The organism is Streptomyces sp. NPDC051636 (genome assembly GCF_044453765.1).
Taxonomy (GTDB): domain Bacteria; phylum Actinomycetota; class Actinomycetes; order Streptomycetales; family Streptomycetaceae; genus Streptomyces.
Genome location: NZ_JBITDA010000011.1, coordinates 185399 through 207401 on the forward strand (window position 1 = coordinate 185399; position 22003 = coordinate 207401).

The 22003-nt window shown below is 72.9% G+C and carries 20 protein-coding genes, 5 tRNA genes and 2 pseudogenes; 9 read left to right on the top strand and 18 right to left on the bottom strand.

Annotation, left to right across the window (positions count from 1 at the left end; translation table 11 throughout):
* The first annotated feature begins 16 nt into the window (after positions 1 to 16).
* Positions 17 to 544 carry a DsbA family protein gene (locus ACIBBH_RS21180; RefSeq protein WP_399406737.1) on the top strand — a complete coding sequence of 176 codons (528 nt, stop codon included), beginning with the start codon at positions 17 to 19 and terminating at the stop codon, positions 542 to 544.
* Positions 545 to 546: 2 nt separating this feature from the next.
* Here the strand turns inward: ACIBBH_RS21180 and ACIBBH_RS21185 are convergent, their stop codons facing one another.
* Genes ACIBBH_RS21185 through ACIBBH_RS21195 form a run of 3 tightly spaced genes read right to left on the bottom strand, consistent with a single transcriptional unit; the run spans position 547 to position 3366 of the window.
* Entirely contained in the window at positions 547 to 1371 is an 825-nt protein-coding gene (locus tag ACIBBH_RS21185) for a GNAT family N-acetyltransferase (RefSeq protein ID WP_399406739.1), read from the bottom strand.
* Between the two features lie 52 nt (positions 1372 to 1423).
* Positions 1424 to 2245: an aminotransferase class IV gene (locus tag ACIBBH_RS21190; RefSeq protein WP_399406741.1), complete on the bottom strand. Its 822-nt coding sequence runs from the start codon at positions 2243 to 2245 to the stop codon at positions 1424 to 1426.
* Positions 2242 to 3366 (bottom strand): chorismate-binding protein, encoded by a 1125-nt coding sequence (locus ACIBBH_RS21195; protein WP_399406744.1) that lies wholly within the window; start codon positions 3364 to 3366, stop codon positions 2242 to 2244. Before ACIBBH_RS21195 ends, ACIBBH_RS21190 begins: the two co-directional genes overlap by 4 nt.
* Positions 3367 to 3544: 178 nt before the next feature.
* Here ACIBBH_RS21195 and ACIBBH_RS21200 point away from each other — a divergent pair.
* From ACIBBH_RS21200 to ACIBBH_RS21220, 5 genes are all read left to right on the top strand, one after another.
* Positions 3545 to 3617, top strand: a tRNA-Gly gene (locus tag ACIBBH_RS21200).
* 36 nt (positions 3618 to 3653) lie between these two features.
* Positions 3654 to 3727, top strand: a tRNA-Cys gene (locus ACIBBH_RS21205).
* 1 nt (position 3728) lies between these two features.
* Positions 3729 to 3800, top strand: a tRNA-Val gene (locus tag ACIBBH_RS21210).
* A 36-nt stretch (positions 3801 to 3836) separates the two neighbouring features.
* Positions 3837 to 3908: transfer RNA gene (locus ACIBBH_RS21215), tRNA-Val, on the top strand.
* Position 3909: 1 nt separating this feature from the next.
* Positions 3910 to 3981, top strand: a tRNA-Val gene (locus tag ACIBBH_RS21220).
* Positions 3982 to 4051: 70 nt separating this feature from the next.
* On the opposite strand, the gene ACIBBH_RS21225 is transcribed toward ACIBBH_RS21220, so the two are convergent.
* From ACIBBH_RS21225 to ACIBBH_RS21235, 3 genes and pseudogenes are all read right to left on the bottom strand, one after another.
* Positions 4052 to 4345 carry a zf-TFIIB domain-containing protein gene (locus ACIBBH_RS21225; RefSeq protein ID WP_399406746.1) on the bottom strand — a complete coding sequence of 98 codons (294 nt, stop codon included), beginning with the start codon at positions 4343 to 4345 and terminating at the stop codon, positions 4052 to 4054.
* Positions 4346 to 4425: 80 nt separating this feature from the next.
* Positions 4426 to 5373, bottom strand: a complete 948-nt coding sequence (locus ACIBBH_RS21230) for a phosphotransferase family protein (RefSeq protein ID WP_399406748.1) — start codon at positions 5371 to 5373, stop codon at positions 4426 to 4428.
* 167 nt (positions 5374 to 5540) lie between these two features.
* Positions 5541 to 6175, bottom strand: a pseudogene (locus ACIBBH_RS21235) (FAD-dependent monooxygenase); the annotation flags it as partial.
* On the opposite strand from ACIBBH_RS21235, the pseudogene ACIBBH_RS21240 reads away from it, so the two are divergent.
* Positions 6175 to 6417, top strand: a pseudogene (locus ACIBBH_RS21240) (TetR family transcriptional regulator); the annotation flags it as partial. The pseudogenes ACIBBH_RS21235 and ACIBBH_RS21240 overlap by 1 nt on opposite strands.
* 220 nt (positions 6418 to 6637) lie before the next feature.
* Here the strand turns inward: ACIBBH_RS21240 and ACIBBH_RS21245 are convergent.
* Both ACIBBH_RS21245 and ACIBBH_RS21250 read right to left on the bottom strand, forming a co-directional pair.
* A complete protein-coding gene (locus ACIBBH_RS21245) occupies positions 6638 to 6835 on the bottom strand; it encodes a hypothetical protein (RefSeq protein ID WP_399406750.1) in 198 nt (65 codons plus the stop codon).
* 197 nt (positions 6836 to 7032) lie between these two features.
* Entirely contained in the window at positions 7033 to 7308 is a 276-nt protein-coding gene (locus tag ACIBBH_RS21250; RefSeq protein ID WP_399406752.1) for a hypothetical protein, read from the bottom strand.
* A 196-nt stretch (positions 7309 to 7504) separates the two neighbouring features.
* Between ACIBBH_RS21250 and ACIBBH_RS21255 the strand changes: the two genes are divergently transcribed.
* Positions 7505 to 8899: a protein kinase gene (locus ACIBBH_RS21255; protein ID WP_399406754.1), complete on the top strand. Its 1395-nt coding sequence runs from the start codon at positions 7505 to 7507 to the stop codon at positions 8897 to 8899.
* On the opposite strand, the gene ACIBBH_RS21260 is transcribed toward ACIBBH_RS21255, so the two are convergent.
* The 10 genes from ACIBBH_RS21260 to ACIBBH_RS21305 form a co-directional block, all read right to left on the bottom strand.
* Positions 8889 to 9119, bottom strand: a complete 231-nt coding sequence (locus ACIBBH_RS21260) for a hypothetical protein (protein WP_399406756.1) — start codon at positions 9117 to 9119, stop codon at positions 8889 to 8891. The two genes, ACIBBH_RS21255 and ACIBBH_RS21260, sit on opposite strands and share 11 nt — an antisense overlap.
* Positions 9120 to 9128: 9 nt before the next feature.
* On the bottom strand, positions 9129 to 9947 hold the full coding sequence (locus ACIBBH_RS21265; RefSeq protein ID WP_399406758.1) for a TrmH family RNA methyltransferase: 819 nt from the start codon (positions 9945 to 9947) through the stop codon (positions 9129 to 9131).
* 64 nt (positions 9948 to 10011) lie between these two features.
* Positions 10012 to 11256 (bottom strand): uroporphyrinogen-III C-methyltransferase, encoded by a 1245-nt coding sequence (cobA, locus tag ACIBBH_RS21270; protein ID WP_399406760.1) that lies wholly within the window; start codon positions 11254 to 11256, stop codon positions 10012 to 10014.
* Between the two features lie 141 nt (positions 11257 to 11397).
* Positions 11398 to 15381, bottom strand: coding sequence for a nicotinate-nucleotide--dimethylbenzimidazole phosphoribosyltransferase (gene cobT / locus ACIBBH_RS21275; RefSeq protein ID WP_399406761.1), 3984 nt, complete (start codon positions 15379 to 15381; stop codon positions 11398 to 11400).
* Positions 15382 to 15726: 345 nt separating this feature from the next.
* Positions 15727 to 16941 (bottom strand): precorrin-6y C5,15-methyltransferase (decarboxylating) subunit CbiE, encoded by a 1215-nt coding sequence (cbiE, locus tag ACIBBH_RS21280; protein WP_399406763.1) that lies wholly within the window; start codon positions 16939 to 16941, stop codon positions 15727 to 15729.
* Between the two features lie 131 nt (positions 16942 to 17072).
* On the bottom strand, positions 17073 to 17711 hold the full coding sequence (locus ACIBBH_RS21285; RefSeq protein WP_399406766.1) for a GNAT family N-acetyltransferase: 639 nt from the start codon (positions 17709 to 17711) through the stop codon (positions 17073 to 17075).
* Positions 17712 to 17851: 140 nt separating this feature from the next.
* Positions 17852 to 18682: a MetQ/NlpA family ABC transporter substrate-binding protein gene (locus tag ACIBBH_RS21290; protein ID WP_399406768.1), complete on the bottom strand. Its 831-nt coding sequence runs from the start codon at positions 18680 to 18682 to the stop codon at positions 17852 to 17854.
* 72 nt (positions 18683 to 18754) lie between these two features.
* Entirely contained in the window at positions 18755 to 19492 is a 738-nt protein-coding gene (locus ACIBBH_RS21295; protein ID WP_399406770.1) for a methionine ABC transporter permease, read from the bottom strand.
* Positions 19489 to 20532 (bottom strand): methionine ABC transporter ATP-binding protein, encoded by a 1044-nt coding sequence (locus tag ACIBBH_RS21300; protein WP_399406772.1) that lies wholly within the window; start codon positions 20530 to 20532, stop codon positions 19489 to 19491. The genes ACIBBH_RS21295 and ACIBBH_RS21300 overlap by 4 nt, the downstream gene beginning before the upstream one ends.
* A gap of 390 nt (positions 20533 to 20922) precedes the next feature.
* Positions 20923 to 21573 carry an HAD family hydrolase gene (locus ACIBBH_RS21305; protein WP_399406774.1) on the bottom strand — a complete coding sequence of 217 codons (651 nt, stop codon included), beginning with the start codon at positions 21571 to 21573 and terminating at the stop codon, positions 20923 to 20925.
* A 69-nt stretch (positions 21574 to 21642) separates the two neighbouring features.
* Between ACIBBH_RS21305 and ACIBBH_RS21310 the strand changes: the two genes are divergently transcribed.
* Positions 21643 to 22002 carry a hypothetical protein gene (locus ACIBBH_RS21310; RefSeq protein WP_399406776.1) on the top strand — a complete coding sequence of 120 codons (360 nt, stop codon included), beginning with the start codon at positions 21643 to 21645 and terminating at the stop codon, positions 22000 to 22002.
* The last annotated feature ends 1 nt before the right edge of the window (position 22003 follow it).

The following is a 22003-nucleotide window of genomic DNA, read 5'->3' on the forward strand; positions in this document are numbered from 1 at the left end:
TGGGAGACTGGCGTTCATGAGCGACTCCTCCCCCGCGCGCACCGCCGCCCCGGTGCCGGTTCTCGACGTGTGGTGCGAACTCCAGTGCCCCGACTGCCGCAGCGCCCTGGAAGACCTGCGCGCCCTGCGCGCCCGCTACGGCGACCGTCTGGAGCTGCGGTTGCGGCACTTCCCGCTGGAGAAGCACAAGCACGCGTTCGCCGCCGCCCAGGCTGCCGAGGAGGCGCTGGAGCAGGGGCAGGGCTGGGCGTATGTGGAGGCGGTCCTGGGCCGGGTCGAGGAGCTGGACCGTGAGGGAGAACCCTTCCTGGTCGAGGTGGCCCGGGAACTCGGTCTGGACGCCGAGGAGTTCGACACCGCGCTGATCGACGGCCGGCACATCCTGATCGTCGACGCCGACCAGGCCGAGGGCAAGGCCATCGGCGTCACCGGCACCCCGACGTACGTCATCGGAGGCGAGCGCCTCGACGGGGGCAAGAGCCAGGAGGGGTTGCGCGAGCGCGTCGAGGAGATCGCGGACCGGCTGCTCGCCGGGGAGGCCTGACCTCAGAGCAGGGTCTTGTGCATCGTGTAACTCACCGGCAGGTATCCGAGCGAGTCGTACAGCCGCTCGGCCGGGGTGTTGCCGGCGAACACGTTGAGGCCGAGGACGCGCTTCCCGGCGGTCACCGCCTGCCGCTCGGCCAGCAGCATCAGGGTGCGTCCGTGGCCCCGGCCACGGAAGGCCTCGTCCGTCTCGACGTCGCAGACGAAGGCGGTCTCTCCGGCCAGTGACAGCCACAGGGCGCCGACCCCGGTGCCCTCGTGCTCCAGGACGCTCAGCACCATGCCCTCGGTCGCGAGGCCGTGCGGCAGCAGGTGCGCGTAGTCCGCGCGCGCCTTGGCCACCGCCTGCTCCTCCGGCACACCGCGGCTGGTCCAGTCGTGGACGTAGCTCGCCTCGCCGTGCTCGCGCCACGGCCCGTACTCGGCCTCGGTCATCGGCCTGCTCCGGCTGCCTTCGGGCAGATCCGGCGGGGTGTCCCCGAGCGGCTTGACCATGCCGCGGTTGCGGTGGACGTAGCCGAGCGCCGTGGCGAGCCGCAGCGCGGGCTCCGCCTCGGCGGCCACCGATATCTCGATCCGCTTGCAGCCCCAGCCGCGCGCCACCTCCTCGGCGGCCAGCGCGGCCACCGCGCCCCGGCCGCGCCCGCGGTCCGGTTCCTCGATGCGCAGGTCGTGGATCTGAGCGACGGCGGGCCCGAAGGAGGGGTGCGTGGTGAGGTGTACCGCACCCACGGGACGGCTGTTCACGCACACCTGGAAGTGGCGGGACAGCGCCCCGTCGGCATCGCGCTGGAGCGGCTCGGTCGGCCGCAGGGTCGTGGTCATCACAGCTGTTCTACCCGGCCAGAGGCCCCAGGTCAGCTGGAAATCCCCGCCGTCAGGGATCGAGGTCGTTCCCGGACCGCTCCTCGAAGATCCGCATCGCCTTGGCGGTCACCGGCCCCGGAGCGCCGGACAGTTCTCGGCCGTCGACCCGGTGCACGGCCTGGACGTCCCGCAGCGTGGAGGTCAGGAAGACCTCGTCGGCCCGCTCCAGGACATCCAGCGGCAGGTCGGTCTCCTTCGCGCCGGTCCACTCCACGGTCAGGGCGCGGGTGATGCCGGCGAGGCAGCCGGAGGCGAGCGGCGGGGTGTGGATCTCGCCGTCCAGGACGACGAACACGTTGGAGCCCGTGCCCTCGCACAGCTGCCCGACCGTGTTGCCGAACAGCGCCTCGGAGGCGCCCTGTTCGTGTGCGCGGGCGAGGGCGACGACGTTCTCGGCGTACGAGGTGGTCTTCAGGCCGGTGAGCGCGCCGCGCTCGTTACGGGTCCAGGGGACGGTGATCACGGCGGTGGAATCGGGGCGGCGGCCGGTCTCGCCGAGGGCGACCACCAGGGTCGGTCCGTGCTCGCCGCGGTCGGAGCCGAGCGGGCCCTGGCCGCCGGTGTAGGTGATGCGCAGCCGGCCGAGCGGCGTCGGGTTGGCCTCGAGGACGGCCGCGCAGGCGCGGCGGACCTCGTCGTGGTCGGGGTCGGGCAGGCCCAGGCCCCGGGCGGAGCGGGTCAGCCGGTCGAGGTGCCGGGTGAGCGCGAAGGGCTTGCCGTGGACCGCCTTCACCGTCTCGAAGATGCCGTCGCCCACGGTCAGCCCGTGGTCGAAGACGGAGACGCGGGCGGTCCCGACGTCCTGCAGCCCGCCGTCCAGCCAAACCTTCACTGGTCCCTACCTCGCAAATCGTCACCGGGTGCGTCGAATGGGCCGGGGATCCGGGGGTCGTACCCCGGGTCAGCACAGCAGGGGAGAGCCCCTCCACTGTCCTCGTACGCCCCCGACGCTACCGCGAGCAGCCGGGACGCCTTCAGCTCGGTCTCCCGCCACTCCCCCTCGGGGTCGGACCCCCAGGTGATGCCGGCGCCGGTGCCGAAGCGCAGAACGCCCCCCGCGCGGTCGATCCAGAAGGTGCGGATGCCCACGGCCAGCTCACCGGTGCCGCGGTCGGCGTCGACCCAGCCGATGCCGCCGCAGTACGGACCGCGGGGCGCCGTCTCCAGGGCGTCGATGATTCTCAGGGCGCTCGACTTGGGGGCGCCGGTGACCGAGCCGGGCGGGAAGGCGGCGGCGAGCAGCTCGGGCCAGCCGGCGCCGTCGCGCAGCTCGCCGCGGACCGTGGAGACGAGGTGGACCAGGCCGGGGTGCTTCTCCACGGCGCACAGGTCGGGGACGGTGACGCTGCCGGTGGTGCAGACGCGCCCGATGTCGTTGCGGACCAGGTCCACGATCATCACGTTCTCGGCGTAGTCCTTCTCCAGGAGCTCCGCCTCGGTCGGCGCCGTCCCCTTGATCGGCCCGGACTCGACGGTCCGTCCGTCCCGGCGCAGGAACAGCTCGGGCGAGGCGGTGGCGATCTCCACGCCGTGCTCCGGCAGCCGAATCGTTCCTGCGTACGGCGCCGGGTTGCCCCGCGCCAGCAGGGCGGTCAAGGCGTCCACATCCGTGTCCCGGGGGACGGGCGCGGTCAGAACGCGGCAGAGGTTGGCCTGGTAGACCTCGCCGGCCGCGATGTGCGCGCGGATCCGGTCGACGGCTGCCGTGTACGCCGCGCGGTCGAGGGAGGACGTCCAGTCGTCCACGGCGGGGCCACGCCACTTCCCCGGCGCCGGGGCGGGCACCGGCTCCTCTCGTACGTCCGCGAAGCGTGCGCAGGTCAGACGGCCCTCGAAGTCAGCGCAGACGGCCCAGAAGCCGGTGGAGTCCAGGGCCGCCGGATCGCTGGTGACGTCGAGGAGGCCGGTGGCGACACGGTCGCCGAAGCGGGCGAGAGGAGGCAGGTGGAGCACGGAGTCGAGTCTAGGGCGGGTGTCGCGCGGGTGGCCCGGACGTGTCCTCGCCGGTGCCCTGACCACGGCGTCCGTCGAGTGCAGTGCAGCACGCTGCGCAAACGCGTTTTTGTGCTGGCCCGGGAATCCGCTAGAGTTCAACACGTCGCCGGGACGCGGAAGCGAACCGAAACGACAGGCGGACGTAGCTCAGTTGGTAGAGCGCAACCTTGCCAAGGTTGAGGTCGCGAGTTCGAGCCTCGTCGTCCGCTCGAAGGAGAGGGGTCTTCCCGGCCCCCTGCACTCCTGGTGGAGTGGCCGAGAGGCGAGGCAACGGCCTGCAAAGCCGTCTACACGGGTTCAAATCCCGTCTCCACCTCCAAGGACGATTAGCTCAGCGGGAGAGCGCTTCCCTGACACGGAAGAGGTCACTGGTTCAATCCCAGTATCGTCCACTGGATCTTCCAGCACCTACGGCAAGATCCGAACCCGCGCGATTAGCTCAGCGGGAGAGCGCTTCCCTGACACGGAAGAGGTCACTGGTTCAATCCCAGTATCGCGCACGGACGATTAGCTCAGCGGGAGAGCGCTTCCCTGACACGGAAGAGGTCACTGGTTCAATCCCAGTATCGTCCACGCACACCGGAGCCCCCGGCCGTCTCGTACGGCCGGGGGCTTCGTCGTGGACCCGGTGGGCCCAGTGGGTTCAGCTGGAGAACAACATGTGGCCGAAGCTCTTGTGGCGCTGGTGGCCACCGTGACCACCGTAGTGGCCGCCGCCGTGCTGCGGGGCGCCCCAGGCGGGGGTCGGCGGGGCCGGGTAGGCCTGCGGGGCGGGCGGGGGCGGCGGGGCGGGCTGGGACCACTGGGTCTCCAGGCGCGTCAGCGACTCCAGCTCGCCGTAGTCGAGAAAGATGCCGCGGCAGCCGCTGCACTGCTCGATCTGAACGCCGTTGCGGTTGTACGTGTGCATCGGCGCATGGCACTTCGGACACTGCATGGTCGGCTCAACTCCTCGCCGGTTGGTCCTGCTTCGTGTTTCCCCAGGACAGACTCCGTGCGGCCCCGGTCGGTTGCACCTTACTTCGGGAATCCGTGCGTCAACCGGGGCGGGGCCGCACCCATTCGTTCGCAGGCGTCGACCAGAGCCTGCTCCACCTCGTCCAGGGGGCGGTCCGCCGCGAGCGCCTTCGTGATCGCCAGGGCGGCGGTCTGGGCGGTGAGGGCGCGGGCCGGGACGTCCAGGGCGGGCCAGGGGTCTGCGTCCCCGGGCACGGCCGGGCCGCCTGCGGTGCGGTAGGCGGTCAGGAAGCGGGTCCACTCGTCGGGCGGGAGCAGTCCGCAGGCGTACCAGGCGGCGGGGCGGGCCAGGTCCCAGCCCGGGACGCCCACCCCGAGGTCGTCGACGTCGATGAGCCGCCAGGGGCCGTCCGGGGCCGGATGGCGGACGAGCTGGCCGAGGTGGAGGTCGCCGTGGCAGAGGGTACCGGTGTCGGGCATGGGGGCCTCGGCACGGGCCCAGGCGGGAAGGGCCGCCCAGGCGCGCAGGACGGGCAGGGCGGCGGGATGCTCCTTCTTGGCCAGGGCCGACCGGAGGCGGGTGAGGGCGCGGGCGGCTTTCGCGGGGCCGCGCATCGGAGGTGTGGAGGGTGGTGCGGGGGCTCGGTGGAGACGGGCGAGGAGCGTGGCGGCGGCTTCCCAGGGGGCGGCGTCCGGGTCGTCCGGGTCGACGGGGGTGCCGTACGGCCAGAAGCTGACGAGTCGGCCGTTCAGCTCTGCGGGGGCCGGGGTCAGGGGGGCGAGGAGTACATCCGGGAGGCGCCCGGCCGTGGCCATGCGGCGGGTCAGCTCGGCGGGGTCCGTCTCCGGGGCGTGGGCCTTGGCGACGGCACCGGCGTGGTGGACGACGGTGGCGTCGGGGCGGTCGGCGAGGGTGACGGGCGCGGTTCCGCATGCGCAGGGGGCTCCGCCCGGGTGGGCGGCGGCTGTGACCTTCGCGGTCAGCTGCGGCAGTACGTCTGCGGTCACGGGTTCCTCTGCGGGGCGGGAGGGTGTTCCCGTGAGCGTACGCCGGTGGGCGGCGGGGGCCGCGCGGGAGCCGCCGCGCCAAAGGACACCACGGAAGACGCCCACGCCGTTCGCGGTGGGGCCCACCCATCTGTCCGGTCTCGGAGTCGTCCAGCGCCGGGGTGCGTCTACGGTGACTCCTCACGGTGTGCCACCGGCCGGCCGGCAAGGCTCGGCGGTGTCCGGTCGGCGTGCCGCAGGATGGTGCGGAGGGTCGCGCGGGACGGGGCCGGCCGGAGGGCGGTGTTGCGGGTGGCGACGGCCGGCGGGTTGGTCAGCTGCCGGCCCAGTCGGCCGGCCCGGCGGGCGGCGCGGGCGACGGACTGGCTGCGCGGGCGGCGCTCGCTGTCGCAGCGGGCCAGTGCCGATTCGACGCCGGGCGCGGTGGCGAGTGCGGCGGCCGGCGTGGCCGCGTGTTCGAGTGCCTGGCAGGCGCCCTGGCCGAGGTTCGGGGTTCATGGCGTGGGCCGCGTCACCGAGCAGTGCGACGCGGCTCGCGGTGAGGGCGGCCAAGGGTGTCGCCAGTTCGTGGATGTCATGGTGGAGCACGGCCTCGGGGCGGGTCGCCGTCCAGCAACGCGGGGATCGGATCGTGCCAGTCGCCGAAGCGGTGGCGCAGCGCGGCCAGGGCGTCCGCGTGCCGTACACCGGGCGGGGAGTTGAGGACCGCGTGCCCTTCGGCCCGGCCGTCGGCGAACGCGATGTGACCGAACTCGGCGCCCTTCCCCCAGGTCAGCTCGAGGTCGGTCGTCAACTCGATTGGTGGCCGGGATCGCCGCCCCCGTCGAAGGACGGCTCACGGGAAACGGCCGACGGCGCTCCCTCGCGCGCTACGCGTGCGCGATCGAGAGCGTGCCCACCCCGGACCGCGGGAGATCCTCGTGCCGCCGACAACGCGGGACGGCGAGTGGTGTGCGACTTTCTGGCGGCACAAGGCCGGCGGACGCCGAGGAGCGCACCGTCACCCTGCTGGCCTGTGTGGACGGGCTGGTCTTCGACCGTCTGGTCGACGGTGGACGTGTGTCCGAGAAGGAGATCGGCAGGCTGGTGACGGCGGCGCTTCGACAAGAGTCCCGTCCCGAGGCAAGAGCCCGGGCGCACAGCAATGCCGGCGCAGCTCCCCAGCTGCGCCGGCATTTGTGCCGTCCGCCGCACCCCCGTCCCCACGGGGTTTCATGGATGGATGTCCCCGCCCGGACCGCTCTTCCGGGCCTGGGGTCGCCGCTCAGCGCCCCAGCATCACACCCACGGACGACGCCTGTGTGGCCACTGTCTCCCAGCCGTCGAAGACGAGGAGGAGCAGGGCCGCCAGGGGAAGGGCCATGAGCGTCGCCACCAGGGGGTGGCGGCGGCCCGTACGGCGGGGCCGGAACGCGGTGCGTCCCTGTGCGCGGACCAGCGTCCGCGGAGCCGTGTGGGCCATGGTCCCTCTCCTGACCGTCTCGGTTGTCGTCTGCAGCGGCGGGTGTCTGACCTCGGGGGACGAGTGCTGCACCCGCCGCTTGACCCCAAATCTAGGCGCGCGGCGAGCGGCGGGCGTCATGCCTTCGTACCGAATGGCGGGCCTCCCGGAGGATGAGCCGTGACCTGCGGCGTACTCCCCTGGGTGGAGACGCGGCCCTAGGTCTCGGGGTCTTCCCTGATGGGGCGTCCGGAGTGCCCCTGCTTTTCCGAGCCGTCCTCGCGGGGCACCGGCTGCTCGACGAGGGCCAGGACCCGGTTCGCCATGAAACGGGCCGTACGCACGACAGTCCCGCTGCGCGTGACTTCGCTCACTTCGATCACGCCCCGCCGTACCGCCGTCTCCACGCGGCGGCCCGCACGGCTCGCCACCACCTCGTACGTCCGTGTCGTGTCCCCCGCGTCCACGACTATCTCCACTCGGTCTCCCTTCACGCGTCCAATCCCCCTTCAGTGACGGCCGGTTGATCTCACAGCAGATTCAAAGACCCGCTTGCCGACGGCTCCCTGACCACCTCTCAAGTCTCCCACCCGGCACTGACAATCCATCCGGCCGAGAGGGCGCGGCCTATGCGCGCGGCGGGCCGTGGAAACGTAAGCTGTGCCACGTCACACGGACCGGGCAGCGGGGATGAACATGGCGATGATGCGCCTGAGGCGCGAGGACCCGCGCGTCGTCGGCTCGTTCAGGCTTCACAGACGGCTCGGCGCGGGCGGGATGGGCGTCGTCTACCTGGGCTCCGACAAGAAGGGGCAGCGGGTCGCCCTGAAGGTCATCCGACCGGACCTGGCGGAGGACCAGGAGTTCCGGTCGCGGTTCGCGCGGGAGGTCTCGGCGGCGCGGCGGATCAGGGGCGGGTGTACGGCACGGCTGGTGGCGGCGGACCTGGAGGCGGAACGGCCGTGGTTCGCCACGCAGTACGTGCCCGGGCCGTCCCTGCACGACAAGGTCGCCGACGAGGGCCCGCTCGGCGCGGCGGAGGCGGCCTCGATCGGGGCCGCGCTGTCCGAGGGGCTGGTCGCCGTGCACGAGGCCGGGGTGGTGCACCGGGACCTGAAGCCGTCCAACATCCTGCTGTCCCCGAAGGGGCCGCGGATCATCGACTTCGGTATCGCCTGGTCCACGGGCGCCTCCACGCTCACGCACGTGGGCACGGCGGTCGGCTCCCCCGGCTTCCTGGCGCCCGAGCAGGTGCGCGGCGCCGCGGTCACCCCGGCGACGGACGTGTTCTCGCTGGGGGCGACGCTGGCGTACGCGTCGACGGGCGACTCTCCCTTCGGGCACGGCAGTTCCGAGGTGATGCTGTACCGGGTGGTGCACGAGGAGCCGCAGTTGCACGGCGTGCCGGACGCGCTCGCGCCACTCGTGCGGGCCTGTCTTGCGAAGGATCCGGAGGAGCGTCCGAGCACGCTCCAACTGTCGCTGCGGCTGAAGGAGATCGCGGCGCGTGAGGCCCAGGGTCTGGGAGACGTCCGGCCGCCCGCGCCGCGCGCCGCCGAGACGGACCGGCCCACCGGGCGGCTCACCGAGAGCTATCCGGAGCCGCAGCGCACCCAGCGGCGTCCGCATCCCTCGCCGGGCACCCCGGCGCCGCGCGGCGCGGCTCCCGTGCGGGGCGCCACCCCCTCGCGCGGTGGCGGTGCCCCGCGGGGTGGCGGTCTGCCGTCGCGACCGGACGGGGCGCGCACGGGCGGCGCCCGGACGGACGGGGCACGGACGGGCCCGGGCTCACGCACCACCCCACGGTCCGGCAGCGGGGGCCGTCCGCTTCCGCGCGGCGGGACCGGCCGTCCGGGGCCGCGTCCCACGGGAACCGGGCGGCGGCCCGCCAATCCCCGGCTGCTGCGGCAGCGGCTGTTCGTCTTCGTCGTGGTGACCCTGCTGGTCGCCCTCGGCATCGCGGCGGCCCAGGGCTGCCAGGGGCCCGCGCACGGGCTCGGCGGCGCCGGTGGTGTCGTACACGCGCAGCACGCGCGCGTGCAGCCGGGGCCGGCGGACGCCGGACCGCCGGACGTCAGCCAGTAGCGTCACGCCCGAGGCCGGGCAGGATCCCGTCGAAGAACTCGCGGTCGCCGTCGAAGACCGGGTCCAGGGCCAGGAACTCCTCCGGCAGGCCGACCTCTTCGCGGACGTCCCGTACGAGCGCCTCGGCCTGAGAGCCCCGAACAGAATGGGAGCCCGGCTCGCGGCGGATGACCAGGACCCGGTCGCCGCGCCGGAGTACGGCGACGACGGCGTCCCGCACGACACCCGACTAGGCCTCCGGGCGGCTGGTGGCCACCGCGTAGAAGGCGACCGCGGCCGCCGCGCCGACGTTGAGGGAGTCGACGCCGTGGGACATGGGGATGCGCACCCATTCGTCGGCGGCGACCAGGGCCTGGGTGGACAGGCCGTCGCCCTCGGCGCCGAGCATGAGGGCGACGCGGTCCATCCGGTGCGGGGCCGCCTCGTCGAGGGGCCTCGCCTTCTCGTCCGGGGTGAGCGCGAGGAGGGTGAAGCCGGCCTCGCGGACGGAGTCCAGGGCCTTGGGCCAGGTGTCGAGGCGGGCGTAGGGCACGGAGAAGACCGCGCCCATCGAGACCTTGACGCTGCGGCGGTAGAGCGGGTCTGCGCAGTCCGGGGAGAGCAGGACGGCGTCCATGCCGAGGGCGGCGGCCGACCGGAAGATCGCGCCGATGTTGGTGTGGTCGTTCACGGACTCCATGACCACCACCCGGCGTGCGGACCGCAGCAGTTCGACCGCCGTCGGCAGCGGTTTGCGCTGCATGGAGGCGAGGGCGCCGCGGTGCACGTGATAGCCGGTGACCTGTTCGGCGAGCTCGGGGCTGACGGCGTACACGGGGGCCGGGAGCTCGTCGATGACGTCGCGCATGACGTCGATCCACTTGGCCGAGAGCAGCATCGAGCGCATCTCGTAGCCCGCTTCCTTGGCCCGCCGGATGACCTTCTCGCCCTCGGCGATGAACAGGCCCTCGGCGGGTTCGCGCTTGCGCCGCAGCTCGACGTCGGTCAGGCCCGTGTAGTCACGCAGACGCGGGTCGGCGGGGTCCTCAACGGTGATGAGATCGGCCACAGGGTGATACTGCCTTGTCCTGGGTGCTGTGCCAACGGCTCGGAAGAGGTTGCGTTACCCGCGGTTACTCGGAGGGGGACGCGGAGGTGCGCGGGCCCACGGCGACGACCTCGCCGATCACGATGACCGCCGGCGGCTTCACGTCCTCGGCGCGCACGGTCTCGGCGACCGTGGCGAGGGTCGCGTCGACGCGGCGCTGCGCGGCCGTCGTGCCCTCCTGGACCAGGGCGACGGGCGTCTCGGGGGACTTCCCGTGCGCGACGAGCGTCTCGGCGATCTTCCCGATCTTGTCCACGCCCATCAGGACCACCAGCGTGCCGGTCAGCTTGGCGAGCGACGGCCAGTCGACCAGGGAGCGCTCGTCGTCGGGAGCGACATGCCCGCTGACCACCGTGAACTCATGGGCGACACCCCGGTGGGTGACCGGGATCCCGGCCGCGCCCGGAACCGAGATCGAACTGGAGATGCCGGGCACGACCGTGCAGGCGATCCCGGCCTCCGCGAGCGCCTGGACCTCCTCCATGCCGCGGCCGAAGACATACGGGTCGCCGCCCTTGAGCCGGACCACGGACTTGCCCTGCTTGGCATGCTCGATCAGCGCGTTGTTGATGGCCTCCTGGGCCATGAAACGGCCGTACGGGATCTTCGCCGCGTCGATCACCTCGACGTGCGGCGGGAGTTCGGCGAGCAGGTCGCGCGGGCCGAGCCGGTCGGCGATGACGACGTCGGCCTCGGCGAGGAGGCGGCGGCCGCGCACCGTGATCAGGTCAGGGTCGCCGGGTCCACCGCCGACCAGGGCGACGCCGGGGGTGCGGGTGCGGTGGTGGGGAGCCACCAGAGTGCCGTCGCGGAGGCCCTCGACCACGGCGTCGCGGACCGCGGCGGTGTGCCGGGGGTCGCGGCCACGCGCGTCCGTGGTGAGCACGGCGACCGTGACGCCCTCGCTGTGGCCGGTGGCGGGGGTCCAGGCGGTGGCCGCGTCGGCGTCGTCGGAGCGGACGCACCACACGCGGTGGCGCTCGGCTTCGGTGGAGGCGGCGGTGTTGGCCTCCGGGTCGCTGGTCGCGATCAGGGCGTACCAGGCCTCGGCGAGGTCGCCGTCGGCGTAGGGGCGCCGCTCCCAGGTGATCTCGCCCGCGTCCGCCATGGCCTCGACCGAGGGAGTCGCTTCGGGGGACACGAGGAGGATGTCCGCGCCGGCTGCGATCAGTGCCGGCAGGCGGCGCTGGGCGACCTGGCCGCCGCCGAGGACGACCACTCGGCGGCCGGTGAGGCGGAGGCCTACGGGGTAGGCGGGATGTTCGGCCATGTGAGGTACGGCTCCTCGTACGGGCGTGCGGTGGGCGCTGCGCCATCGGAGCGGCCCTGACGTGCGGATTTTAAGGCGTGGGCGGGTGGGGCGGCTCGGGTGGTCCGGCAGTTGAACACCGGACCGCCACTGCTGCGGCCGCTACTTCTCGGTTACCCCCGCCGAGTCGAACGTCGCCACCTCGTGCATCGCCCGTGCCGTGCTCTGCACCAGCGGCAGCGCGAGCAGGGCGCCCGTGCCCTCGCCGAGGCGCAGGTCGAGGTCGACCAGGGGGCGCAGGCCGAGCTTGTTGAGGGCGGCCACGTGGCCGGGCTCGGCGCTGCGGTGGCCGGCGACGCAGGCCGCGAGGACCTCGGGGGCGATCGCGCGGGCGACCAGCGCGGCGGCACCGGCGCTGACGCCGTCCAGGATCACCGGCGTACGCAGCGAGGCGCCGCCCAGGAGCAGGCCGACCATGGCCGCGTGCTCGAAGCCGCCGATCGCGGCGAGGACGCCGATGGGGTCGGCCGGGTCCGGCTTGTGGAGGTCGAGGGCGCGGCGGACCACCTCGGTCTTGCGGGCCAGCGTCTCGTCGTTGATGCCGGTGCCGCGGCCGGTCACCTCGGCCGGGTCCGCGCCCGTGTACACGGAGATCAGGGCGGCGGACGCGGTGGTGTTCGCGATGCCCATCTCGCCGGTCAGCAGCGCCTTGTTGCCGGCCGCGACCAGGTCGCGGGCGGTCTCGATGCCGACCTCGATGGCCTGCTTGGCTTCCTCGCGGGTCATCGCGGGACCGGTGGTCATGTCGGACGTGCCGGCACGGATCTTGCGGGGCAGCAGGCCGGGCGTGGCGGGAAGCTCGGCGGCCACGCCCACGTCGACGACGCAGACCTCGGCGCCCACCTGCCCGGCGAAGGCGTTGCAGACCGCTCCCCCGCCGAGGAAGTTGGCCACCATCTGCGCGGTGACCTCCTGTGGCCAGGGGGTGACGCCCTGGGCGTGCACGCCGTGGTCACCGGCGAAGATCGCGACGGCCGCGGGCTCCGGGATCGGCGGCGGGCACTGCCGGGACAGGCCGGACAGCTGCGCGGAGATGATCTCCAGCATGCCGAGCGCGCCGGCCGGCTTGGTCATCCGCTTCTGCCGCTCCCAGGCCTCGCCGAGCGCCTTGGCGTCCAGCGGGCGGATCTGCGCGACGGTCTCGGCGAGCAGGTCGTGCGGGTCCTCGCCGGGCAGGGCGCGACGGCCGTACGTCTCCTCGTGCACCACCCAGGACAGCGGGCGCCGCTTGGACCAGCCGGCCTGCATCAGCTCGGGCTCGTCCGGGAACTCGTCGACGTACCCGACGCACAGGTAGGCGATGACCTCCAGGTGCTCGGGCAGGCCGAGGGCGCGGACCATCTCGCGCTCGTCGAAGAAACTGACCCAGCCGACGCCGAGGCCCTCGGCGCGGGCGGCGAGCCAGAGGTTCTCCACCGCGAGCGCGGCGGAGTACGGCGCCATCTGCGGCTGGGTGTGGCGGCCCAGGGTGTGCCGGCCGCCGCGGGTCGGGTCGGCGGTGACGACGATGTTCACCGGGGTGTCGAGGATGGCCTCGATCTTCAGTTCCTTGAACTGCTTCGCCCGGCCCTTCGGCAGGGACTTGGCGTACGCCTCGCGCTGGCGCATGGCCAGTTCGTGCATGCTGCGCCGGGTCTCGGCGGACCTGATGACGACGAAGTCCCAGGGCTGCGAGTGGCCCACGGACGGCGCGGTGTGAGCCGCCTCCAGGACGCGGAGCAGCACCTCGTGCGGGATCGGGTCGCTGCGGAAGCCGTTGCGGATGTCGCGGCGCTCGCGCATCACCTTGAGCACGGCCTCGCGCTCCGCGTCGTTGTAGCCGGGCGCGGCCGGGCCGGTGGACTGTCGTGCTTCTGCCACTGCGGCCGTGCCCTCTTCCTGGTCGGCGGCCCTGGTCTCCAGGTCCTCCACGTGCTGTACGACTTCGGGGTCCGGCTCCTCGACCGGCTCGGCAGCCGTGTCGGCCGCGCGAGGTGCGGGGACCGTGGGCGCCGCCGCGGGCTGCTCGTCCGGCGGGACGACGATGGGGTGCGGCGGTGTCGGGGCCAGGTGCGGGGCGGTCGGCACGGTGCCCTGTACGGGCACGAACCGGCCCAGCGGCTGGTCCGGTTCGGGCTGCGGCGGGACGCTGCCCGGCAGCGCGGCGGCGGGATCCCCGGGGGCCTCGTCTTCGGCGGCCGTAGCCGGTACGGCACCGGGCTCGGAAGCCTGGGCGTGCGCGACGGCCGGGTCGGTGGGTGCGGCGTGCACGGCGACGCCGTCGTGAGGCTGCGCGGCCTGGGCGTCCTCGGTCACCGGGGCAGTGGCCCCGAGGGTTTCCGCTTCCGTCGGCGCCTGGAGCAGGGCCTGTCCCTGGCCGTGCCGCGGCTGAGCCTCGTCGGCGCGCGGCTGGTCCTCCGGTACCAGAACGGCGGGCTGGCCCTGCTCACCGGTCTGGGTGTGGCCGAGCTGCGGGCCCTGGACCTGAGGGGCGGTGCCTTCACCGGCGGGTGCGGGCACGTCCTCGGGGGCGGCCGGCGTGGACTCGGCTTCCGGGGACGCCGGGGCCGGGACGGGAGCGGGCGCGGGGGCTGCCTGCGGGGTCTCGGCGGGGGCGGGCGCGGGGGCCTGCGGCGTCTCTGCGGCGGGCACGGCCTGCGGGATGTGCGCGGCCTCGGGAATCCGGGCGGGCTCCGGGGCGGGGGCGCCTGCCTGCGCGTCGACGGCGGCGGCGGTCTGCGGGACCTCGGCCGGGTGGGCCTGACCGGCGTCGGCGAGAAGCGGCTCGGCCACGGGCTGACCGGCGTCGGCGACGGGCTCCACCTGGGGGTGAACGGCTTCGGGTGCCGGTACGTCGGGTGCCTGGACGGGCTGCGGGGTCTGGGAGGCGTCGGCGGTCTCAGCAGCCTCGGCGGTCCCAACGGCCTCGGCGGCCTGGGCGGCCTCGGGGGCCTCCGCGTCCCCGGTGATCTGCTCGGCGTCGGGGATGTGGGCGGGGACAGCCTGGACCTGCGGGTCCTCCGCGCCCGGTGCGGCCGCTTGGTCCTGCGCGACCTCCGGCGTCCCGACGGCCTCCGTGTCTTCGGCAACAGGCTCGCCGGACCCATGAGGGTCCCCGCCTGACTGGGCGTTCTCCTGGCCGAGGGTTTCCTCGGTCTCCTGGACGTCCTGGGGGGCCTGCGCACCCTGCGCGGTCTCGGGGCCCGGCACGGCCTGCGGGGCAGGAACGGCCTCAGGGCCCGACGCGGCTTCCGGAGCGCGGGCACCCTCAGCGTCCTGCCCCGCAGCCACCGCGTACGTCCCGTCCTGCTCGGACGCCACCTGCACGCCCTCATGCCCGGTCACGACCCGCACCGCGTCCGCCGCCTGCGGGACCGCCTCGGCAGCCACCTGCGCGGCAGCGGCGGCGGTCTCCGTCGTGGCGCCCGCCGTGGCGGCCTGCGTGGCGAGCCGGGCCACGGCGGCCTGGGCAGCGTCGGAGGGGTCGGTGCCCGGGTCCGCTGCCGGAGCAACCGTTTCGGCAGCCGGTGCCTGCGGGCTCACCTGTGCCGCGGGCGCCGGGTGCGCCGCGCCCCAGGGTGCCGCGCCCTGCGGGGTGAGGTCGCGCAGCGGCTGGGCGTCGAGGTACTCGGGGCCGGTGGCCGGCGGGCCGGGCTGCCGTGCGGGCGCTCCCGCCGGACCGCGGTCGGCGAGGGAGCGGACCGGGCTGGCCGAGGCGTCGGGGATCGGTGGGCCGAGGTGCAACGGGCGGCGCGGGACGGACGGGGCCGCCGCCGGGTCATGCGGAGCCGAGAGGATCGGAGACGGCGGGACGGACACGGGCCCCGTGTCGGGCAGGCGGACGCCGCCGAGGTCCACGGAGCCGCTGTCGCGGCCGTCCGTCTCGTGCGGGCCCGGCTCGTGGACGGCCTCGAGGACCGGCTCCGGAGGGGGCGGCGGCACCTCGTTGCCCCATGCTCCCTGAGCGCCCGGCAGCAGCAGGTCTTCGTCCTCGGCGGTGGACTCGGAGAGGTAGGTGTACGCGCCGTGCGCGGGGACGCCCGGCTGCTCCACCATGCCTGCGCTCTCCGGCAGCCCCTCGCCCGGGACCTGGCCGGTGTCCGTCATGCGTACCCCTCGCCCATCGGTTAGTGCTCCTACGACCAGCTCACCGGAACGGCGCACCGACCGCCCCGTAGTGAAGAACGAGCGTGCGTGCCCAGCGGCACGAACGGCCTGGCCGGAAAAGGCGACAAAGCCATTCAGTGGCATTGTCGCGGCCGCGCCGCCGTCGCGACAGCTTGATCCGCGACAGCACGCTGTGGACTGCGCCACGTTGCGCGTCCTCCGGTTCTGCCATACCACACCCACCCCAAAAGGGGCGCGGTTTCCGGACATTGACGAACGAATGTCCGGGCCACCTGGTGCGGTACAACGATCGGCCAGCCTACCGCGCGCGGTACGACAGGAGGATCACGGGGCGCGATCGGGGAGTACCCCGCTGAGCAGGAACGCGACGCTCCGTTCGGTCTCCGTCCAGGCCCGCGTGTCGAGTTCGACGGACTGCAGCAGGGCGCACTCGACCCGGTAGCCGTGCTCGGTCAGGTCCCGGCCGACGAGTTCGGCCGCGTCACGGGTGGCGGCGTGGGTGACGATGCGCTGCGGGCGGCGGTCGGCGACCGCGGAGACCACGGCCGCTCCCCCGCCACCGACCCGGACGACATCCGGTTCGGGCAGGTTCTCCAGGATGTGCGGGGCGGTGCCGTGCACGATCTGGAGCTGGACTCCGAAGCGCCGTGCGGCCGTCTCGGTGCGGGCGCAGGCCGCCACGTCCCGGTCGACGGCGATGACGGCGGCGCCCGCGCGCCCGGCCTCGGTGGCGAAGGCGCCGCTGCCGCAGCCGATGTCCCACACCAGGTCGCCGGCGCGCGGTCCGAGGCGGGCGAGTTGGGCGGAGCGGAGCAGATCCGTTTCCCCTTCGCCGAGCCCGCCGCCGTACACCTCGTCGGGCAGCACCCAGCCGCGCGGTCCGGCGGCCGGGTCACGGCCGGCGATCCAGCCGTCCCCCGCGGCGACGGGGCCCGCCGGGCCGCCGATGACGATGACCAGGTTGGGGTCGCGCCAGGTGTGGTCGGCGGCCTTGTCGGAGGTGACGACGGTGACCTGCTCGCGTTCGGTGCCCAGTTCCTCGCAGATGACGAAGGTGCGGTGGACTCCGTCCAGGAGCAGACCGAGTTCGGCGGGGCCGGCGCCGGGTGAAGTGAGGACGGCGACCTTGGTGTGGGCGCGGCACACGTTCACCGCGCGTCGCAGGGTGCGCCGGTGCGCGACGACCACTCGGGCGTCGTCCCAGGGCATCCCGGCGCGGGCGAAGGCGGCGGCCACGGAGGAGACGGCGGGCACGACCTCGACCTCGAGGCCGAACTCCGGTGCGCGCAGGGTCCGTACGACGCCGAAGAAGCCGGGGTCGCCGTCGGCGAGCACGACGGCGGTGCCGCGGTGGGCGGCGATGCGACGGGCGGCCAGGGCGACGCTGCCGAGGCGGACGCGCTCGGCGGTGTGCGGGACCTCGGGAAGCGCCAGGTGGTGGGCCGCGCCCGCCACGAGGGTGGCGGCGCCGAGCGCGGAACGTGCCGCGTCGGTCAGCGGCGAGCCGTCCCAGCCGATCACCGTGACCCGGTCGGCCATCGTCGTCAGTCTCCAGGTTTTCGCAGGTAGTGAGGGTCCGGTCGCCCGCGGGCGGGCTCTGAGGGTACCTGGCGAAGCCGTCGGGCGCGCGGCGGGCGGTGTCGCCGTGGGTTGCGTCCGGTCGGTTCCGGTCAGTTCCAGTCGGAGAACGACGTGAAACCACCGCGGTCGGCGAGCTGCTCGCCGGCGCCCTCCAGGTCCTCCGGGAGGAGGCTCCACACGATGAAGTCGGTACGGACGTCCGTCCAGGTGCCGTCCTCCGTGCGGACGCGGGCTATGCAGGCGTTGCGCAGCACGCCCTCGCTGATGCAGCCGATCTTCTGGGCGACCTGCTGGGAGGCGGTGTTGCCGGCGGCGGTACGCAGCTCGATGCGCTCGAACTTCTGGTCGCCCAGCAGCCATTGGGCGGTGGCGAGCGCGGACTCGGAGGCGTAGCCCTCGCCGCGGGCCCAGGGGGCGATGATGTACGACAGTTCGGTGGACCGGATGTGCCAGTTGGTCTTGGTCAGCTGGACGATGCCGACCAGGCGCTGGGTGAGGAACTCGGTGACGGCGAGGTCGAGGCCGCGACCCGCGGCGCGTTCGGTGGGCGCCCATTCGGTGATCCAGTGCCGGGCACCGTCCTCGGTGAACGGCTGCGGAACGTCGGTCCAGGCCCCGACCTGCTCGTCGTTCATCATCTCGGCCAGGGCGGGCACGTCGTCCTCGTCGAGGGGCCGCAGCACCAACCGCTCCGTGCTGATGGAGATGTTGGGGAAGGTGCTAGTCATGCGCCGCTCCGTACACGTCGGAAACCTTCGGATGCCGTCAGGGCCTGCTGAACTGCCCAGCATGCAGCATGAAAGCACCGAACCGCACAACGGGGTCGACTCCAAGTGAGCGAGTGGACCCCGTGCGTGGCGATATGGGCTCAGAACGACGCGATGACCGAACCCTGGTACTTGTCCTCGATGAACTTCTTCACCTCTGGCGAGGTGAGGAGCTCGGCGAGCTTCTTGACCCGCGGGTCCTTCTCGTTGCCCTTCTTCACGGCGAGGAAGTTGCCGTACGGGTTGTTCTTCGCGGACTCCAGGACGAGGGCGTGCTCGGCGGGATTCAGGCCGGAGGAGATGGCGTAGTTGCCGTTCACCACGGCCGCGTCGACGTCGTCCAGGGAGCGCGGGGTCTGGGCCGCCTCGACCTCCTTGAACGTGAGGTTCTTGGGGTTCTTGGCGATGTCCTGCACGGTCGCCTCGGTGCCGACGCCGTCCTTGAGGGTGATGAGCCCGTTGTCGGCGAGCAGCTTCAGGGCGCGGGCCTCGTTGACGGTGTCGTTCGGGACGGCGACGATCGCACCGCTCTTCAGGGCGTCGGCCTTCTTGACCTTGTGGGAGTACAGGCCGAGCGGCTCCAGGTGCACCGTGACGACGGGCACGATGTGGGTGCCGCGCTTCTTGTTGAAGTCGTCCAGGTACGGCTGGTTCTGGAAGTAGTTGGCGTCGACGTCGCCGGCCTCGGTCGCCGTGTTCGGCGTGATGTAGTCCGTGAACTCCTTGACCTCCAGGTCGAGGCCCGCCTTCTTCGCCAGGTGCTGCTTGACGAAGTTCAGGATGTCGGCGTGCGGAGTGGGGCTCGCGGCGACGACCAGCGGACCGTCGGTGTCGGAGGAGGCGGAGTCTCCGTCCGGGCCGCAGGCGGTGAGCCCGAGGGTGAGGGTGCCCGCGGCGAGGACGGCGGCGGTGATCTTTGCGGTGTTACGCACGAAAAGTGCCTTTCCTTAACGGTGGTGCGACCCCGTGATGGGTGAACGGGGAGTCCTGGGGGGTGTGGGCGCTCAGGCGACCTTGCCGATGTCGGCCGCCACGGGCTCCTCGGTCTTCAGCAGACGCAGCTTCGGCGCGGGGCCGGAGCGGGCGCCGCGGCGGTGCAGGGTGCGGGCCGCGTAGTCGCCGGCGAACTGGATGAGCGAGATGACGACGGCGAGGATCGCGACGATGATCCACATCAGCTCGGTCTCGAAGCGCTGGTAGCCGTAGCGGATGGCGAGGTCGCCCAGACCGCCGCCGCCGACCGTGCCTGCCATGGCGGAGTAGCCGATGAGGGCGATGAGCGTGGTCGTGGTGCTGGCGATCAGCGAGGGCAGTGACTCGGGGACGAGGACCTTGCGGACGATCGTCCAGGTGTTGCCGCCCATGGCCTGCACGGCCTCGACGAGACCGTGGTCCACTTCGCGGACGGCCGTCTCGACCAGGCGGGCGAAGAACGGGACGCCACCGATGGCGAGCGGCACGATCGCGGCGGTGGTGCCGATGGCCGTCCCGGTGACCCAGCGCGTGAAGCTCATCAGGGCGACCATCAGGATGATGAAGGGCATCGACCGCAGTACGTTCACGACCTGCCCGATCACCTTGTTGGAGACGACGTTCTGCAGCAGACCGCCCCGCTCGGTGAGCACGAGCAGGATGCCGAGCGGGAGGCCGCCGGCGACGGAGATCAGGGTGGACCAGGCGACCATCCACCAGGTCTCGTAACCCGCCTGCGACAGCAGCGGCTGCATCTCGGACCAGGTCACTTCGCACCCTCCTCGACCAGCGCGGGCTCCTGGCCCTCGTGGTCGACGACATCGATCTGGAGGCCCTTTTCGCGCAGGAAGCCGATCGGCACCACGTTGTCCTCGTAGCGGCCGGGCAGTTCGATGCGCATGCGGCCGACCTGGAGGCCGCCGACGGTGTCGATGGCGGCGCCGAGGATCGATATGTCGATGTTGTAGGTGCGCGAGAGCTGGGAGATGACCGGCTGGGTGGCGGCCTCGCCGTGGAAGGTGACGTCGAGGACGGTCCGGTCGGCGCCGGAGGCCTCGCCGCCCACCGGGAACAGCGCTGAGGCCAGCTCGGAGCCCGGGGTGGCCAGCAGCTCGCTGACCGTGCCGGACTCCACGATCCGGCCCCTCTCCATGAGGGCGGCGGAGTCGCAGATCGACTTCACGACGTCCATCTCGTGCGTGATGAGCAGGACGGTCAGGCCCAGCTGGCGGTTCAGGTCGCGCAGCAGTTGCAGGATCGAGCGGGTGGTCTCGGGGTCGAGGGCGCTGGTGGCCTCGTCGGACAGCAGCACCTTGGGGTCGCCGGCCAGGGCGCGGGCGATGCCGACGCGCTGCTTCTGGCCGCCGGAGAGCTGGGCCGGGTAGGCCTTGGCCTTGTCGGCGAGGCCGACGAGGTCCAGCAGCTCCAGCGCCTTGTGGGAGCGTTCCCGTCCGGACGTGCCGAGGATCTCCAGCGGCAGCTCGACGTTGTCCTGGACGGTCCGGGAGGACAGCAGGTTGAAGTGCTGGAAGACCATGCCGATCCGGCTGCGGGCCCGGCGCAGTTCCCGGCCGGCGCGCGGCCCGCGCCCGGCGAGGGCGGTGAGGTCCTGCCCGGCGACGGTGACCGTGCCGGCGGTGGGGCGCTCCAGCAGGTTGACGCAGCGGATGAGTGAGGACTTCCCGGCGCCGGACTGGCCGATGACGCCGTACACCTCGCCTTCGCGGACGTGCAGGTCGACGCCGTCGAGGGCGGTGACCTCGCGGCCGCGGGATCGGTAGACCTTGGTGAGGCCCGATGTGGTGATCACGTGGGTTTCCGTCACTGTCGAGTGCCGGGGCGTGGATGTGCCCGGGCACGGGTGCATTCGTTCAGGGACGCGGCACGGTTCTCGCGGTGGCGATGGAACCGGGGAGAACAGGTGCGCGGGGCGGCGGCGGTCACGTACGCAGTACGACGGCGTACGGACATGCCACGGCGGCTCGCTTCGGGGCGCGAGGCTCAGGTGGTGCGGGGACCCTCTAGAAGGCGCACATTCGGTACATCCGACACATACAACGAGCACCGGGCGTCATGGTCGCCTCGGTCGCAGGGATGCGGCAGCTCGTCGTGGTCATGCGATCAGTAAACCAGACGTACGGTCCTGACAGGCCGCCGCTGTCCGCATGCCGGACAGCGGCGGACAGCGGCCGGTACCGGGTCAGCCGCGGACGGATATCCCGACTCCCCCGTGGGTGACCAGTGCGGACAGGGCCGACAGGTTCTCGACGACCAGATCGGCGACCAGCTCGTGGGCCTGGTGGGTTGTGGTCAATGCCACGGTGGTCATCCCGGCGGCGCGGCCCGCCTGGAGTCCGGCCGGGGCGTCCTCGAAGACGACGCAGCGGGCCGGGTCGACGCCCAGCCGGCGGGCGGCGAGCAGGTAGGGCTCGGGGTCGGGTTTGCCGCGCGTGATGTCGTCGGCGGCGATCAGCGTCTTGGGCCGGATGCCGACGGCGCCCAGCCGGGCCTCCGCCAGCCGCCGGGTGGCCGAGGTGACGACGGCCCAGGAGTCGGCGGGCAGCGAGTCGAGGAAGTCCGTCGTGCCGGGGAGCAGGTGCACACCCCCGTTCGGCACGTCCTCCACCTCCAGCCGCTCGACCCTCGCGACGGCCTGCGGCACCAGGTCCGCGGGCAGCAGATCGGCGACGATCTCCGCCGCGGGCCGCCCGTGCAGCTCGACCCGCCCGAACTCCTCGGCCGTGATCCCGTACTCCCGGGCCCACCGCGTCCAGCAGCGCTCCACGGAGCCGAGGGAGGAGACAAGGGTGCCGTCGTTGTCGAACAGGAGGGCCTGCGCATGGATCGTCATGCTCTGGACCCTACGGTGTACAGCGGGGGCGACCTCGTCGGACTGTTTGGCCCGTAATAAGGTCACCGCATGCTCAATGTCCTGACGCTGGTGACCGGGGTCGCCGCGCTGTTGCTCGCCGCCTGGTGCGGGTGGGCCGCCTACCGGGATCAGCCGACCAAGGACTGGCACTTCATCGGCATGGCCGTGGTGTCGCTGCTGGCCGTGGTGCAGCTGGCGATCGGGATCGTGCGGCTGGCGCGGGGCGAAAAGCCGGAGCAGGGGACGACGATCTTCGTGGCGTATCTGCTGGGCGCGTTCGCGTGCGTCCCGGCGGCGGGCTTCATGTCGCTGGCCGAGCGGACGCGCTGGGGTTCGGTGACGGTCGCCGCCGGCGGTGTGGTGCTGGCGGTGCTCGAGGTGCGGCTCTATGACATCTGGGGAGGATGAC